14 protein-coding genes are annotated in these 16,485 nt (G+C 50.5%); 10 read left to right on the top strand and 4 right to left on the bottom strand.

Annotated features, from left to right (window positions below; translation table 11 throughout):
- Positions 1-9: 9 nt before the first annotated feature.
- A complete protein-coding gene (locus PsAD37_RS14865; protein WP_063296821.1) occupies positions 10-918 on the bottom strand; it encodes an ABC transporter substrate-binding protein in 909 nt (302 codons plus the stop codon).
- A 375-nt stretch (positions 919-1,293) separates the two neighbouring features.
- Here PsAD37_RS14865 and PsAD37_RS14860 point away from each other — a divergent pair, with 375 nt between their 5' ends.
- From PsAD37_RS14860 to PsAD37_RS14825, 8 genes are all read left to right on the top strand, one after another.
- Positions 1,294-1,572 (top strand): hypothetical protein, encoded by a 279-nt coding sequence (locus tag PsAD37_RS14860; RefSeq protein WP_063296820.1) that lies wholly within the window; start codon positions 1,294-1,296, stop codon positions 1,570-1,572.
- Positions 1,573-1,730: 158 nt separating this feature from the next.
- A complete protein-coding gene (locus tag PsAD37_RS14855) occupies positions 1,731-3,392 on the top strand; it encodes an acetolactate synthase large subunit (protein ID WP_063296819.1) in 1,662 nt (553 codons plus the stop codon).
- On the top strand, positions 3,389-4,774 hold the full coding sequence (locus tag PsAD37_RS14850; protein ID WP_063296818.1) for an aldehyde dehydrogenase family protein: 1,386 nt from the start codon (positions 3,389-3,391) through the stop codon (positions 4,772-4,774). Before PsAD37_RS14855 ends, PsAD37_RS14850 begins: the two co-directional genes overlap by 4 nt.
- Positions 4,775-5,188: 414 nt before the next feature.
- Positions 5,189-7,183: a BCCT family transporter gene (locus PsAD37_RS14845; RefSeq protein ID WP_063296817.1), complete on the top strand. Its 1,995-nt coding sequence runs from the start codon at positions 5,189-5,191 to the stop codon at positions 7,181-7,183.
- A 265-nt stretch (positions 7,184-7,448) separates the two neighbouring features.
- Positions 7,449-7,913 (top strand): type III secretion system chaperone, encoded by a 465-nt coding sequence (locus PsAD37_RS14840; protein ID WP_063296816.1) that lies wholly within the window; start codon positions 7,449-7,451, stop codon positions 7,911-7,913.
- Between the two features lie 25 nt (positions 7,914-7,938).
- Positions 7,939-9,912 carry a hypothetical protein gene (locus tag PsAD37_RS14835; protein WP_063296815.1) on the top strand — a complete coding sequence of 658 codons (1,974 nt, stop codon included), beginning with the start codon at positions 7,939-7,941 and terminating at the stop codon, positions 9,910-9,912.
- Between the two features lie 161 nt (positions 9,913-10,073).
- A complete protein-coding gene (locus PsAD37_RS14830) occupies positions 10,074-11,066 on the top strand; it encodes a hypothetical protein (protein ID WP_063296814.1) in 993 nt (330 codons plus the stop codon).
- Between the two features lie 280 nt (positions 11,067-11,346).
- On the top strand, positions 11,347-11,967 hold the full coding sequence (locus PsAD37_RS14825) for a 2OG-Fe(II) oxygenase (RefSeq protein WP_208991892.1): 621 nt from the start codon (positions 11,347-11,349) through the stop codon (positions 11,965-11,967).
- A gap of 28 nt (positions 11,968-11,995) precedes the next feature.
- On the opposite strand, the gene PsAD37_RS14820 is transcribed toward PsAD37_RS14825, so the two are convergent.
- Complete coding sequence (locus PsAD37_RS14820) at positions 11,996-12,442, bottom strand: Lrp/AsnC family transcriptional regulator (protein ID WP_057465180.1); 447 nt, start codon at positions 12,440-12,442, stop codon at positions 11,996-11,998.
- A gap of 148 nt (positions 12,443-12,590) precedes the next feature.
- Here PsAD37_RS14820 and PsAD37_RS14815 point away from each other — a divergent pair, with 148 nt between their 5' ends.
- Positions 12,591-13,661: an ornithine cyclodeaminase gene (locus tag PsAD37_RS14815; protein WP_063296813.1), complete on the top strand. Its 1,071-nt coding sequence runs from the start codon at positions 12,591-12,593 to the stop codon at positions 13,659-13,661.
- Complete coding sequence (gene ctlX / locus PsAD37_RS14810; RefSeq protein WP_063296812.1) at positions 13,658-14,581, top strand: citrulline utilization hydrolase CtlX; 924 nt, start codon at positions 13,658-13,660, stop codon at positions 14,579-14,581. The genes PsAD37_RS14815 and ctlX overlap by 4 nt, the downstream gene beginning before the upstream one ends.
- 76 nt (positions 14,582-14,657) lie before the next feature.
- Here ctlX and alr read toward each other — a convergent pair whose 3' ends face one another.
- Both alr and PsAD37_RS14800 read right to left on the bottom strand, forming a co-directional pair.
- Positions 14,658-15,800 (bottom strand): alanine racemase, encoded by a 1,143-nt coding sequence (alr, locus tag PsAD37_RS14805; protein WP_244272533.1) that lies wholly within the window; start codon positions 15,798-15,800, stop codon positions 14,658-14,660.
- Positions 15,801-15,888: 88 nt separating this feature from the next.
- The gene (locus tag PsAD37_RS14800; protein ID WP_275078327.1) at positions 15,889-16,413 is read right to left on the bottom strand and encodes a TRAP transporter large permease subunit; all 525 of its coding nucleotides are present in this window, start codon (positions 16,411-16,413) and stop codon (positions 15,889-15,891) included.
- Positions 16,414-16,485: the final 72 nt, after the last annotated feature.

Here is a 16,485-nt window from a genome sequence, read left to right as displayed (position 1 = left end):
CTCGCGTGGTTAGTCCAGAACACCAATCTTGGTCAGATAGTCTTTTGCAACCGCGGCTGCTGGCTCGCCACCAACTTGGATGCGACCGTTAAGCTCCTGTAAGGTGGCCAAATCCAGCCCTGCAAATATCGGGTTCAAAACGGTAGCAACCTCCGGGTACTGTTTTAATACTGCGGCGCGAATAACCGGAGCTGGTTCGTAGACTGGCTGCACGCCCTTATCATCGGTCATAACAACAAGGCCTGTTGCGGCTACCCCACCGTCTGTTCCGTATGCCATAGCTGCATTGACGCCAGACGTACCACGAGCAGCGGCCTGAATTGTCGCGGCCGTATCACCGCCAGAAAGAACAACGGTCTGGTCTGGAGACAGCTTAAAGCCATAGGTTTCCTGCATTGCAGGAAGAACCGCGGGAGAAGAAACAAACTCCGTAGAGGCCGCCAGTTTCACATCACCTCCGTTTGCAACCCAGGCGCCGAAGTCAGACATAGTGGCAAGATTGTTCTGGGAGGCCAATGCTCCTGTTACAGCGATGGCCCAGGTGTTGTTGGCTGGCGCAGGCTGAAGCCATACCAAGCCGTTCTTTCCAACATCCAGCTCAGCTGCACGGGCGTACCCGGCTTTGGCGTCTTTCCAGACTTCGCTGTCCGCCTCATTGTGGAAGAAGGCTGCGTTGCCAGTATATTCAGGATAAATGTCGATTTGCTCTGCAAGCTGCGCTTCGCGAACCACCTGAGTGCCACCAAGCTGCAGGCGGCGTTCTACTGGCAAGCCAGCATCTTCCAACGCAAGTGCAATAACGTTTCCGAGAAGACCACCTTCAGTATCAATTTTGGAAGAAACGACAATTTCAGCATGAGCTGCAACTGTTAAGGCTCCGGTCATGCCGATCGCAGCAAGAATTCGATTAAATGTCATGCGAAGTATGCTCCTCAAAGCTCTCTATTTTTCAGCACTGCATTGTGAAATTTCTATTATGAGAAGAATGTGGCATCCCTAAAAGGGCTATTGTCCTAAACTTGCGCATTTAGCACGGAATCGATTTCGCCAACTCTGTCGAATACTGTCTGAGAATTTCCCTCACTCGACTTCCCCCTCAGCTTCGAACACTCTTATAAAAACCATAAGTAATCCAGAGTTGTACCGAAGGCACCGCTCATATAGGTCGCCGCCTGTTCCCTCGCAACCCGCCTCTGATCCCAAAACAGAACTTTATCCAGCGTTCATTCCGTCCTTTAATTCCCAAGGATATGCCCAGAGAAGTTCTGGCTGCAAGTTTTTGTTGAAATTGGCATGTCAGAGATCAACAGTGATTTTAACGCCATTATTTTTGGAAAGGTCAATCCACTAAATGAACTCAATTTTGGCCGTTATAGTGCGCAAGTTAAGAATTCATCTTGTTTAGAAGCAGTCCTGAAACCAAGGGAAGCGATACAAGTCAGAAGCATGAGCAATTGCTGGTACCTCTGTCATGCAAGTTTGGAAATTCTAAATGAGAGCATACTGTCTTTACCTATTTCTGATCTTTTAGAGATCATTGGAGTAATCTGGAGCCTTGCAACGCAGTTTTGATCAAACCTACGTCAGGCATGAGTTGCAATGAGATATCGGTTCGTGATGATGTTTGCAGGCCGTTTTTCGACCATTCGGATTACTCGCTCAGCTCTTCCCAAAAGAGCAAAGGAATATCTGAAGTTCTAAAGCCAAGCGTTGACTGAACAGGAGACCCCATGCCTGACTCTCATGCCCCGATGAAAGCTTCTGATCGTCTTGTAGCTGCACTGGAAGCGGAAGGTGTTGAATACCTCTTTGCTGTTCCTGGTGAGGAAAACCTTGACGTTCTTGAATCCCTTCGTACCTCCACAGTTGAACTGGTGTTGAACCGACATGAGCAAGGTGCGGCCTTTATGGCTGCCACTTATGGGCGTTTGACTGGTAAAGCGGGTGTCTGCATGGCGACGCTAGGCCCTGGCGCGACCAACTTAGCCACCCCGGCGGCCTACGCTTTTCTGGGCGGCATGCCTTTGATCATGATCACCGGGCAAAAGCCGATCAAGAAGTCCAAGCAAGGGCAATTTCAGATCATTGACATTGTCAGTCTGTTTGAGCCGATCTGTAAGATGTCCAAGGCGGTTGTCCATGGCAACACCATCCCTGCCCTGATCCGTGAGGCTTTCCGCGTGGCGGAAGAAGAGCGCCCCGGTGCTGTTTTGTTGGAGCTGCCCGAAGATATCGCCATTGAAGAAACGGATGAAGCTGTCTTGCACCCCCATCCCCGTTACTATGCAGTGGCTGGCGATACGGTGCTGAATGAAGCAGCTGATATGATCCGCAGTGCGAAAATGCCGTTGCTGTTGATAGGAGCTGGAGCGAACCGTAAGGACGCTCATTCCGTGCTCAGTGCTTTTTCTGAAAAGACCCAAATTCCGTTTTTCAACACTCAGATGGGTAAAGGCGTTATTGATGAGCGCTCTGACTTGTTTCTTGGTACTGCTGCACTCTCTGATGGAGACTACGTGCACTGCGCAATTGCACGCGCTGATCTGATCATCAACGTGGGTCATGACGTGGTTGAAAAACCACCGTTCCTAATGGAACATGGCGGCACCAAAGTGATCCATATGAACTACAAGGCTGCGCAGGTTGATCAGGTGTACTTCCCTCAGGTTGAGGTGGTTGGCGATCTTGCCCGCTCCGTTGCGCGGCTCGGCGATATCCTGGGCGGTCCGCTGGACTTTGATCGCAGTTATTTCCAGCGCATCAAAAAAGAGACAGACTTGCACACCTCTGAAGGTGGTGATGTTTCGCGTTTTCCGGTTATCCCACAACGGGTGGTCGCTGATACACGCAGGGTGATGGGTGATTTCGATATTATTGCGCTCGACAACGGGATCTACAAGATCTGGTACGCCCGCAACTACAAGGCTCATCAACCCAATACGGTGCTTCTGGACAACGCATTGGCGACAATGGGTGCTGGCCTGCCTTCGGCTATGATGGCAGCCAAGCTTTATCCAGATCGTCGTGTCATGGCGATCTGCGGTGATGGCGGTTTTATGATGAACAGTCAGGAGCTGGAAACGGCTGTTCGGTTGAAGCTCAATTTGGTGGTTACTGTTTTGGATGATCGCTCTTACGGTATGATCCGCTGGAAGCAGGCTCATGCAGGGTTTGAAGACTGGGGCTTGCAGTTTGGCAACCCTAACTTTGTCGAGTATGCGAACAGTTACGGTGCCACTGGCCACAGGATTACCCGCACAGAAGACCTGCTACCGACCTTTGAAGCGGCCTTTACCGCTGGCGGGGTCCATCTGGTTGATATTCCCGTTGATTACAGCGAAAATCAGCGGGTCTTGATTGATGAGCTTGCAGCCAAGGTGTGTCTGATATGAGCAAGACACTGGATGTCGTCAACCCGTACAGCCTGAAATACATAGGCAGTGTGGAGACCAGTGAATGGGAGCAGGTCGATGCATTTCTGGAGACTGCGCATAGTCTCTTTCGTCAGTGTGATGAGTGGCTTCCTGCCTTTCAACGAATTGCCATCCTGAAGAAAACAGCTCAGCTCATGGAGGCTCGTTTTGACGAGTTGGCGTTCCAGATCGCCAACGAAGGTGGTAAGCCATTGGTTGATGCCCGTGTGGAAGTTATGCGTGCCATTGATGGTGTGGAACTTTGCGTGCACGAGATTGGCCAAATGACTGGCCGCGAAATTCCGATGGATTTGACAGAGGCTGGATCAGGCCGCATCGCGTTCACCCAGCGCGAGCCGATCGGCGTGGTCGTTGCAGCGAGCGCTTTCAACCACCCACTCAACCTGATTGTCCATCAGGTGGCACCGGCGGTGGCCACCGGCTGTCCGGTTATCATCAAACCAGCTCCCGATACACCACTGTCCTGTTTAGCTTTTGTAAGCATGTTACATGAAGCCGGATTGCCTGCGGATTGGTGCCGTGCAGTTGTTTGTAATAACGAAGTGGCTGAGCAGATGATCACTGATCAGCGGGTTGGATTCTTCTCGTTTATCGGTTCTGCACGTGTTGGCTGGATGCTTCGCTCAAAGCTGACACCAGGTGCGCGCTGCGCTTTGGAACATGGCGGAGCAGCGCCAGTCATTGTCAGCGAAGATGCCCATATCGACGACATGATCCCTCTTTTAATCAAGGGAGGCTTTTATCACTCTGGTCAGGTCTGTGTTTCTGTTCAGCGTGTATTTGCTCCTCCCTCTAAAGCGCAGGAGATCGCGCAAAAGCTGGCAGAGGCTGCCAAACTGCTGAAAGTGGGTGATGCGACTGATGCGACAACGGATTGCGGTCCTCTGATCCGACCTGGTGAGGTGGACCGGGTTGAGGAATGGGTGAATGAGGCTATCGATGGAGGTGCCGAGTTGCTGGCAGGCGGAAAACGCCTGGGCCCGACAACCTATGCGCCCACCGTGTTGCTGAATCCGCCCGCCAATGTCCGCGTTTCACAACAGGAAATTTTTGGTCCGGTGATTTGCGTCTACAGCATTGATAGTATTGCACAGGCTATTGAGACTGCAAACAGCCTGCCCTTTGCGTTCCAGGCCGCTGTTTTCACTCAAAGCTTAGAGACAGCCTTCCAAGCCGTCCAACGTCTCGATGCCACTGCCGTCATGGTCAACGACCATACCGCCTTCCGTGTGGACTGGATGCCCTTTGCAGGTCGTCGTCAGTCTGGCTACAACACCGGGGGTATCGGCTACACCATGCACGACATGACACAAGACAAAATGGCAGTCATCCGGCTTTGATGTTCCCTACAGAGTTGAACTGAGCATTTCAAAGCCCACTCGCGATCAGATATCTCGTTTTATGCTGTTTTGAACTGGGCTCTCAGGCGAAACCGCTGAATTTGACAGCGCTGCTTTACAGCACAGCACGAGCACTCTTAACTCAAATCTACAAGCCTTTGAAATTAAAAAAGAATGCGTACTTTCAGGCGCGACATAAAAGCTATTGCCTCTTGGTGACGGCAGGAGTAAATGCTCGGCCCCAGCTTTGGTCATTCGAAGCATATATATTTGTTTTGCTTAGAACCATCCTGAGTTGGACACATTGTTTTAAGAGGCCGTCTACACAACTGAGATAGCTTTGCTTTGAAAAATGCAGTCCTCGTCACTCGTGCGCCCTTTTTTTGCATTTTTCGGCGCTTGTTGAAGCACGTGATGAGAATAAAGCACAAGTTTAATCCTCCTGTTTTTATCAGCTCCATATCGCTGATTTTTCTGCTCCTGATTACAGCAGTTATCTGGCCAGAAGGCTCTCAGAGGTTTTACAGCAACATTCAGGATTGGATCGAAACTAATACTGGTTGGCTCTATATTCTGGCAGTTGCGATTTTTCTGCTGTTCATCCTTTTCATCATGGTGAGCCGGTTTGGCGATATCAAACTGGGTCCTGACCATGCCGAGCCCGATTATGCTTACAAAAGCTGGTTCGCCATGCTGTTTTCAGCGGGTATGGGCATCGGACTGGTTTTCTTTGGGGTCGCTGAGCCGATCATGCACTTCATGTCGCCCCCTGGCATGGAAGGGCAAACCATCGAAGCTGCTCGTGAGGCAATGAAGATCACCATGTTCCACTGGGGCCTGCATGCCTGGGCAATCTATGGAGTGGTGGCTTTATCACTGGCGTATTTCACTTATCGCCACCAACTGCCTTTGTTGCCACGGTCTGCACTTTACCCGCTGATTGGTGAGAAGATTTATGGCCCGATTGGTCATGCAGTTGATACATTCGCGGTATTGGGCACTTTGTTCGGTGTTTCTACCTCACTCGGTTACGGTGCGTTTCAGGTGAATGCTGGTCTGAACTACCTGTTTGATGTGCCAGTATCGACAACCTCTCAGATTGTTCTGATTGTGCTTATCTCCAGCATGGCAACGGCTTCGGTTTTTTCCGGCCTTGATCGCGGGGTGAAGCGTCTTTCTGAAACCAACCTCATTTTGGCTGTATGCATCATGTTGCTGGTCTTGATTGTTGGACCAACCGTCACCCTGCTCCAAACTGCTGTGCAAAATGCTGGTGCCTATATGGGCGACCTGATCCATAAGACCTTCAACCTTTACGCCTATGACCGAAAAGATGACTGGCTGGGAGGTTGGACGCTGCTCTATTGGGGCTGGTGGATTTCGTGGTCACCTTTTGTGGGCACTTTTATCGCACGTGTTTCGCGTGGTCGGTCCATTCGCGAGTTTCTCGTTGGACTATTGTTTGTGCCGACAGGGTTCAGTCTGATCTGGTTCACAATCTTTGGCAACACAGGTATCGATCTGATCCTCCATGGCGGAGCTGATAACCTTGCAGAAGCAGTTTCGACTGACGTGTCTCTGGCTCTGTTTAAATTTTTTGAATACATGCCATTTTCATCAGTGCTCTCCATGCTAGGCGTTGTGCTGGTGGTCGTCTTCTTTGTAACCTCTTCCGACTCCGGTTCCTTGGTCATTGACAGTTTAACCTCCGGCGGTGACATCAACTCACCTGTCTGGCAGCGCGTTTTCTGGGCTGTGCTACAGGGGGCTGTTGCAATTGTGCTGTTATCGGCAGGTGGGCTTGGGGCATTGCAAACTGCAACAATTGCCAGTGCGCTGCCCTTCCTCATTGTTATGCTGCTCATGTGCTTTGGCCTTTACAAAGCCTTGCAAGATGACGCTTTGCGCACCAAAAACCTGCAAATGCACCACACCACCGTTCAATACACAAAGAGCACAGTGGATTGGCGGCAACGCATCGGAACTCTGACTGAAAACGCGACTTTGAAAGACGCACGCCACTTCATGGCCACTGTCGGCAAACCCGCTTTGGAAAAAGTACAGGCTGAGTTTGAAAAGCGCGGTTTCAACGCCACGTTGACCGGCTCAAAGAACTATCGTTTGACCATTGAACAGTCTGAAGAGACCGTCTTTGTTTACGGCTTGCGAAAACGCTATTTCACAACAGCATTAGCCATCGGCCCCGGCCATCTCATCGACGAAGATGAAAATGAAGACGAGACCGAAGAAGAAGGCACCAACTATTACCGCGTCGAGGTGTTCCTTGCCCAAGGCGGTCAGGAGTACGACGTGCTCGGCTACACCGAAGAACAGCTGATAGCGGACGTCGTCACACAATACGAACGCTTCATGCAGTACCTGCACTTGTCGCAGTCAGAATTGCTTTGATCTAAAGAGACTGTCTTCGAGCCAAAAGTTCGAAGACGGTCTCTCTTAAATGCTTGGTAGGCTTCGCAGCTTTGGCTCCAGCGAATATCTTCCCTGCTGAGACCATTTTGGTAACGCTGCTTCATTACTCAGCTTCCGATAGGTAAACATTTTCATCACACCTCTGTGAGCTATGCCTATCGGCACAATCACCTATTGCAACCTGTTCTAATGTTTTCCGCAGACACAAGGCCGTGGACGGCGGCAAGACATAGGGCGGAAAACTATGGTTGATACGAGTGAAGTATCGAAACTCGTCACGGAAGTGAGTGACTTATTCGTTGATGCATCCGTGTTTGCGGATCCGGCAAGAGACAGTTGGCTGTTTCAGTTCACTTCAGGTTTGGACGTGATTGCGACGCTGGAAGAAGACCGGCATGCCCTCGCTATCAGTGCGGAGTTGGGTATTTTACCAGAAGAAAACCGGGTTGATCTGCTGGAGTACTTTTTAAAGGTCAATCAGTCTTGGGCGGGCACCGGCAGCCTGCGGTTTGCAATGTTGGCAGATACAGATAAGACCATCACCCTCCTCTGGGATATTCCGATGAATGGGTTGGCTCGCCACGACCTTTTTGCTGCCCTTTCTGAGTTTGCAGAACGCGCGCAGGGTTGGAGGGAGCTTTTGAAAGCTGGCGTTCTCCTCACACAGGAGCTCGCTACAGAAATTCCCCAAAACTCTCTAAAAATCTGATCTCATAAGAACGAGGGCTTCCCCCATGACCATCCCGCAAGTGACTTCTGCGACACCAACAATTGCTCCTGCCAACATCCCACCACAGGCTGACACAACAAGCAGTCCAGCGTCGAGCACTACCCACCCTGCGCTGCAATCCCACCAACAAAAAGCGGTTGAAACCCAGTCTTCTGTTAAAGATCAACTCGCAACGACGCAAGGAAACGCTGGTGCTGATAAATCACTATATGATCTGATTTGTGTCGGGCGAGGCACATCGGCAGCAGCCTACCTCACCAGCCTGAAACGGTGTGATTGCTCTATTGTTGCGGACAGCACAAAGAACAACGTGCTTGTGGTTGGCAAAAATGATCCATGGGCCGGTGCACGAGGCTATGAGAAAGGCCATTACACTCAGTGCATCAACCAGGCACAACAGCTTGTGAACCCTGGCGATGAACCAATTGCATCCTCCAGTCTGGACCCGGTTGACAGACAGGAATGGTCTCAGCTCAATGCGCAACGCATCGATCAGGTCTCTGGTGGGAACATCCTTGATGCCGAAGTCCGCCAGATCAGCCGAGACAGCGAGACTGGTCTTTTTAAGGTGCAGACTGATGCAGATAGCGAGCCGCTTCTGGCCAAGAAGGTCGTCCTTGCTACAGGCGCCGGCATTGAACGCTCAGACTACGAGTACCACCACGTCCCACCGGAAGTTGCTGATTTTAGAAAATCTGGTCACCCCAATGCTGCAAACTGTCTGGATCTGGATCAGTTCCAGCGTAACGAAGCAGGCACACGAGACCTGACCGGACGTGTTGTGGCTGTTATGGGTCCGAATGCGGGCACAGATGCGATTATGGAGCTTTCAACACGCGGTGTTGATAAGGAAAACATCTTCTGGATGATGCAGCCCCATCAAAAGCCTGGCGTGGCACTGACATGGGATGTGCGCTCTGTTGGTATTGAGGCCACCTTTACGGCACAGGAAGCAGGTAATGACCGTTCTGATGGTGGCACTGTATTCCGTTATCAGCAGATCAACAAAGTCTCTGCGGGTGAAAATCGCCCCTTGACCATCAGCACAGATGGTGGAGACTTTGAAGCAGATTACCTGGTCTATGCAGTCGGTCAGCGTGGTGGCGGAATCAGCAGAACCGAAGTGGTTGAAGGGGCGGCTAAGAAAGTCCCGCTCCTTGAAAGAGAACTGGCCTCTCAATTGCAACCAGTCTACGACGTCAACCAGCGTTTCAGTGACCTCTCTTCCGGTGGGGCCTGGCAGCACGTGGTGGGCCTGGAAGTTACAGGTACGACCAAGACTGAAGGTCTGGAAGTGGTCGGCGCTGCTGCGATGCAGTCCAGCCGTGGGATCCAACACAATTATCTTGATGCAGATTACAGCTCGCAGCTCAAAACTGTCCTTGAGAACAATCCTGAGTTCCGCTCTTTGGCCACAGAACATTTTCCGGCTCTGTTGGATGCAAAGCCATTTGAGCAACTTCTGAAGCAAGATTCTGGTTTGAAAAAACTGGGCGAATATGAGGATCAGAAGGCAGCACTGTTAAGCGCACTCAAAGCAAACGATGCTGAGCAATCTCTGAGTAACGTTAATGAGCTGCTGTATACCTTTGATTTACGGAGCAAAGCGGCAAACGATCTAGGTGGCGCGGCTAAACCAATCCGCGTGTCAGACCTGCTGGCGCAAGGCTTGAGTCGCACACAGCCCGCAACCGTTGCAGACCCACGCCTGATTGGTGGAGCACAGCTGAACATTGCGGCCCAGACTGAAAGCTTTAAACCACAGCAGATCACGACACCGGGTGGCATCAACTTCAACGAAGATCAGCAGACCGTTGCCCTTTATGTGGCTCAAAACTATCCGGACATCCCTGCGGACAAAGCCAATGAGTTCGTCGCCAGCGTAATCGCGCAACGCACAGATGGCAACCACTTACGCGGTTTCACGCCGGAAGAACGCGCCCAGTTTGAAACTGAGTTGCAGGGGCTTTCTGAGTAAGGCCTGAGTTCATCAAACCGCTGATTGCTCGTTCATCGTCTGTTTGGTGCAGACGTGACCGCACAACGCAGCATGTTCATTTCAATTAAGTCAGGACGAGGATGAGCACCTTTCGTGAGCGAAAGGCTCATCAGTCCTGCAAGTTCTGAGAGGAAACCAGAATGCCAGTCACACTTGCCACATCAACACCGCAGGTACAAGAAAACCTACAGAATACAGTGTGCTCAAGCTCTTCCGATAAGAGCATAAAGCTGCCAGATTATCAGGAACGGCGCCTGAATGATGTTGGAATTACGGTCAAGTACAATGCAGAACTCCCAAGTCAGAAAGTAGAGAGCTCTTTAAAGGCTGTATCGATACACCGTGTGGTCAACCATAAAGTTGCTGTCACGACCAATGCTCTTCATAGCATCATCCCTCCGGGGAGTGATGTGGTTATTAATCGAAGTGCCCCACACATTACTCCAGCTTCTCCTTCACAAACGGTCGCGGGCACTCACCAGAGTATCTTGGAGACGAAAACATCATTGTCTTCGCTCCCAGATAGCGCCTTTTCTGTTATCGAAGGGACATGGCATGATGCAAACACAGTCAGCATCGCCGCGCCTGGAAACGTGTTTGGAGCATCTGGACGTCTTTCCTGCACAGATGTTTTACTGGAAATTCCGATGGTAACGGAGTTATCGCCTGCATTCGAAGATGTAACGCAAGCCTTTGGCGTGAAAGTCTTTGATAAAGGCGAAACCGTTCCAGTGAAGTTCGACAAATGTGATCTCAACGTCGTTGAATACCAAATTACACCAGCTAACCACCAATACTCTCTCGAAGAAGCCAATGGTTTTTTCGTCGAAAGACATGAGTTCCCTCATATCTTTATGGCTTCGTCAGATCAGGACGAGATCGTTATTACCGTGGGTAAACAGATCAAAGACGACCAATTTGCGCTGGCCAATATTAAAGTTCCGGATGGCAAAGCAATTATGCTTCCGGGTGGAACCATTCACACAGACAGTTTGTCACGAGGAAACATCGTAATCATGCTCACCGAATGTGTGGGGGCGGATACGGTACTCATGCACGACAAAGATAGCCAACCTATCACGTTGCGAATAGACAGCTCAGAACGCATCGGTCTTGCTGAGTGGCATCTGTAAAAAGACTGCAATGCCATTTGATTGGAGGATTTCTTTCAAATGGCATTTCCCTATGCACTTGTTCTCTAGATCTCAGAAATTAGGCGCGTAGAATAGACTTTTTGATAGTGAACTATTATTTTACAGCCTAATCAACATAAGCGATCTCTCTGGTCGATTTGATCCTTTACCATTTAAATTACAGTCTCAAATTTTCTGCACTCAGAACTGAGAATTTCTGGCTTTTCTAACCTGTGCTACAGCTACCACTTGTTTTTTGCTGCGTCAGGGAAGTTGGAAAATGATCAATTTCGATGCTCTCAGAGACTCCAATACTCGTATAACTCCTTTCCAGTATCTGGTGGGGAGAAATGTACTGACCCAAAAGCAAGCTGCTGATGTTCGTCGTGATTATCCTGACATCAAACAGACTGGGTATCTTCCCTTATCTAAACTTGAATCGACTGGTGCATTCAAGCAACTTGTAGATGATCTTTATAAACCTGAACTGGCTGAAATTCTTTCGGAAAAACTCAGTTTGGATCTAATGGACAAGCCCCGAATGATCACAGTCCGACGTTTGTCCAAACACGGTGATGGCCGTATTCACAACGATTCCAAATCCAAGATCTGCACCATGCTCATCTATCTCAATGAAGACTGGGATGACGCCGCCGGAGGTGCCATTCGTGCGCTCAATGGAGACACCGATATGGGCGATTATGCGGAGGAAGTCTCTCCGCTTGCTGGGAACGTGTTTGCATTCAAACGTTCAGAAACAAGCTGGCACGGCCATCCTTCGTTCAAAGGCGAACGCTATGTGGTGCAAGTAACGTTTCTCATCTCTGAAGAGGAATTAGCACGGAAAGAGAAACGCGGCGGCTTCCAAACTATGCTTAAACGCTTGTTGCGGATCAATTAGGCAAGAAAACAAGACAAATTGTTTGCAGTCAAACGCTGGACAGCAAGATGCTTGTTTCGCTGTTCATGACGCCTTCGATCAGGCGGACTTCGCGCAGGACGCGGTCGAACTCTGAGAGGTTTTCGACGCGGATGTCTGTGACCAGATCCCATTTGCCGCTTGTGGTGTGGAGGACTTGTAGTTCAGGCAGACCACGCAGTTTGCGGATGACCTGGGTGGTGTTTCGTCCCATCACTTCGATCATCATGACAGCTCTGATTTCGCCGCTGTCATAATCTTCTCGCACTCGTGCCGTAAAACCAAGCAGAGCCCCTGTTTCCAGCAAGCGGTCCATGCGTGTTTGTACAGTTGCGCGTGACACGCCCATAATCTGTGAGAGTTTGGAGACTGGAGCACGGCCATCCAAACGCAGAAGGCTGATTAATTGCCTGTCGAGCTCATCATAAATATGTTTCGCTGTATGGTTTTGCTTCATAAGTGCTCTCAACCAATAAGTTTAGCAATAATATAAAATTTGCCTAGCAATCTGTCAAAAACTATCTCTCATATTTAGCAATATTGATATGTTTTTTGCAATTTGTACAGTTAATACTAGGGAAACTGTAATTACTTGAGGAAAGCTCATGTCAGCCCCTGCCCCGTCAGAACTCGCGTTTGTTCCATTTGTCAGTGTCGACAATATGATGAAGCTGGTCCATCGCATTGGCATTGAGACCATGCTCTCTGGCATCGCTGACTATGTGGAAGAAGATTTTCGCCGGTGGGAGTTGTTTGATAAGACACCCCGGGTGGCCTCCCACTCCAAAGAAGGTGTTATTGAGCTGATGCCGACCTCCGATGGTGAGACATACGGCTTCAAGTACGTCAACGGACACCCAAAGAACACCAAGGAAGGCCTGCAGACCGTTACTGCATTTGGCCTTCTGGCAGATGTTTATACCGGTTATCCGGTCCTTGTGACTGAAATGACCGTGTTGACCGCCCTGCGTACAGCGGCGACCTCTGCAGTGGTGGCAAAGTATCTTTCTCCTAAAGGCGCCCATACCATGGCGATGATCGGCAATGGGGCTCAGTCAGAATTCCAAGCTCTGGCGATGAAGGAAATCTGCGGGATCAACACACTGCGGCTTTATGATGTAGATCCTAAAGCAACAGAGAAACTCATGCGTAATCTGGAAGGTCGTGGCCTGACCTTGCAGGCATGCAAAAGCGCAGAAGAAGCAGCTTTGGGCGCGCAGATCATCACAACGTGTACTGCTGACAAGCAAAATGCCACCGTGCTCTCCGACAATATGGTTGGCACTGGCGTGCATATCAACGCGATTGGTGGCGATTGCCCGGGCAAAACAGAACTTGCCAGTGGCATTCTGACCCGCTCTGATGTCTTCGTTGAGTACCCACCTCAGACACGCATTGAAGGCGAAATTCAGCAGATGCCTGAGGATTTCCCGGTCACTGAGATCTGGAAAGTTATTACGGGTCAGGCTGAGGGCCGTAAGGACGAGCGTCAGATCACCTTGTTTGACGGTGTCGGCTTTGCAACTGAGGACTTCTCCGCACTTCGCTACGTACGTGACCAGCTTAAGGGCACTGGTTTGTACCATGACCTTGATATGCTGGCTGATCCTGATGACCCACGTGACCTGTTCGGCATGGTGATGCGCGCAGAACCGGAAAGCGGAGACGCTGCATGAACCGCACATCCGTTCAGGCGCCTGGCGCCGTCGTCATGGTTCGCCCGCACCACTTCTCAGTGAATGCAGAGACAGCAGCTGATAACGCATTTCAGGCTGAGGTCACAACAGATTCAAAGCATGCCAAACAAGCGTATGATGAGCATACCGCAATGGTGGAGCAGCTTGAATCTCATGGTGTACGCGTTCATGTTTTTGAAGGTGACACTCCGGGCCTTCCCGATTGTGTGTTCCCAAACAACTGGTTCTCTACGCATGCTGGTGGGCACGTTGCGATTTTCCCGATGAAAGCGGAAAACCGACGTTTGGAGCGTCGTCACGACATCCTTGAAATGCTGAAGTCCGACTATCGTGTTCAAGATGTCATCGACTACTCCGGCCTTGAGCAGGATGGGCTTTATCTTGAAGGAACCGGCGCGATGGTGCTCGATCACATTGATCGTGTTGCCTATGCGGTGGAAAGCGACAGAACCAATCCAATTGCACTGGAGCGTTTTTGCACGCACTTCAACTTTGAGCCAATGGTGTTCGCTGCTGAAGATGACAAAGGCACGTCGATCTACCACACCAACGTGCTGATGTGCGTTGGGACCAACTTTGCGCTGATCGGTACAGATATGATCACGGATACGGCGCGACGGTCAGAAGTTGTGGCACGCCTTGAGGCGACAGGTCGTGACGTGATTGAGCTGAGTAATGCTCAGATCTCAGGTTTTGCCGGGAATGCAATAGAGTTGATGGGCAAGAATGGCCCCCTGCTCGCACTTTCGCAAACTGCCTACGATATTCTGACTGAAGAGCAACGCGACAGGATCTCTGCTTCTGCGACACTGGTGCCGCTTGCTATCCCAACGCTTGAGCTGGCTGGTGGTTCTGTACGCTGCACAATTGCAGGTCTTCACCTGTCACCGCGCAACTAATTCCAGCGAAACGAGATACGCCCGCCAGAGAAGTTCCGGCGGGCGTATTTATATCAGTTGCAGAGATTATCTGAAGTCAGATGAGCAACGTTTCTTCCTTCGGGACGTCCTGAGTGTGTTTTTCGACGCGCGGATTGCGTTGACCCCAATCTGTATAGAGATCAGCCATGATGGTTCCTGAGGACGCCTCCGCCATTTGGGTTGTGATTTCAGCGAATTGCTGGCGGCCAAACAAGACCACTTCCTCTCCCAATGCAACACCAGTCAGATCTGTGACATCCACAACGATGGTGTTCATGGAAATTTTCCCCAGAACCGGTTGCTTTCTGCCCTGAATGAGGACGCTGCTTAGCCCAGCAAAGCGCCGCAGATATCCATTGGCGTATCCCAATGATACTGTCGCAAGCCGCTTGTCTTCATTCAGCACCGTCGCACGGTCATAACCAATCGTGCTGCCAGCAGGGAATTCTCCAAGACTTATGACTCTTGCCTTTAATGTCATGGTGGTTTTGAAGCCAAGCTCTGGATTTACAATTCCGTATAACACCGCTCCACAGCGCATCATGTCTGAGTAAGGGTTACATCGTGAGACAAGTGTCAGTGTGCTACCGGCATGCACCAGCAAGTTTTCACGTTGCAATGAGGTGTTGGCGACAACCCAATCCACGTCCTTATGAAACCGTGCGATGCTCGTCTCAAGATCCTCAGGCAGATTTGAGGGAAAATGGGTACTCACGCCAATGATGTGCGACCCCAAAACGTCGACAATGCGTTTGCAAACCTCTTTGCCTTTTGAGGAGGAAAGCTCCAAGCCATCCCGCGACATTCCCCCCGCATTTAGTGAGAGATGGTAATTTGCAGGTGCACTGTTGTTTCTTTGGACACTCGCAAGTTCCAATGCCCCCTCCAGACTGCCCACTTGCTCCTGGACCTGAAGAGGCAAAGCAGCTTCTGCTTCATCACGAGTTGTTGCCCGCAACCGGAGCAAATCACCTTTGTAACCCGTGTCACGAACAGCCTGTGCCTCTGCGTTGGACGTGATGCCAATATAACGAACATTGTTGCGTTGGATGATAGGCATTACGTTTGCAATACCATGTCCGTAGGCGTCCGCTTTAACAACTGCACAAAACTTGGTTTTGTCGGGTAAGAGCCCGAGCGCAATCTTTAAATTCGCTTCAATTTGGGTGCACGAAATCTCGCACCAAGAGGAATACATTGGTGTTGCCATCTTCATATATGCCGATGTGAAAGTAATATTGGTGAGTTGCCTCAGTTCATTAGAGTGAGCTGAGGCTAAACTCTGATCAGCCGAACACCAGTTCTGGCAACCATAGAGCAACCTGCGGAATAAAGGTTGTGATTACCAGTGTTGGTAGCCAAGCGAACGCGATCATTATCAGTGTCGGCTTCATCATCTTGTTGACCGGGGCGTCCGTCACGCGCGCTCCAAGGTAAAGCAGTGGTGCTGTTGGCGGCGTGATGTTTGCCATGCCCAGATTGACGCCAAGCACCGCTGCGAAATGAACTGGCTCCATGCCAACACTTTGCACGATTGGCAGCAAAAGCGGTGCGGACAACAGCACGCCGGAAATATCATCCATGAGCATGCCAATGAGGATCATGACCAGATTGACCATAAGCAAGATGATGATCGGATTGTCAGAAACTGAATAAATCAGATCCTTTGCCATTGCCGGAATGTTCTCAAACACCAGAAACTGACTGACAATGAGCACCATAAGCACCATCATCATGACAACGCCGATGGTTGTGCTGAGCCTCCCCCTTTGAAGTGGTCCACGCCTATAGTTAGGAAACCGGAGGACCATAGATGGCTATCAAGCGCCCCAAACCTGAAGATATTGTTGTGAAGTTACGGCAGGTTGAAGTTCTGATGGGGC

Source organism: Pseudovibrio sp. Ad37 (genome assembly GCF_001623075.1).
Taxonomy (GTDB): Bacteria; Pseudomonadota; Alphaproteobacteria; order Rhizobiales; family Stappiaceae; genus Pseudovibrio.
Note: the sequence above shows the minus strand (reverse complement) of the source record. Positions and strands in the feature narration are given on the sequence as shown.